Source organism: Paenibacillus xylanexedens, assembly GCF_007676705.1.
GTDB lineage: Bacteria > Bacillota > Bacilli > Paenibacillales > Paenibacillaceae > Paenibacillus > Paenibacillus xylanexedens_C.
Genome location: NZ_VEBF01000876.1, coordinates 1 through 223 on the forward strand (window position 1 = coordinate 1; position 223 = coordinate 223).

Sequence of the window (223 nt, forward strand, 5' to 3'; positions counted from 1 at the left end):
AAGGGAGAAGGGTTGGTGAGAGTTGTGTATGGAAATAAAAGTGAACAGGATGAGGTGAGGGTATATGATACAAAAAGGGTTTATGGAGAAAAGGGGGGGTTTGGTGTATTAGAATTGTGCAAGGCAGGTGTGGAGGGAGGGATGGATGTGGATGAGGGAAGAGGGATGGTGTTGGAGTATGGGCGAGGGATGGTGGATGTAATGGAAGGAAATGAGGCTGGAT

General features: G+C 47.5%; 1 pseudogene. It reads left to right on the forward strand.

The annotated features are described in order from the left end of the window. Nucleotides 1-15 precede the first annotated feature (15 nt). Nucleotides 16-223: pseudogene (locus FS628_RS32465) on the forward strand (spermidine synthase); the annotation flags it as partial.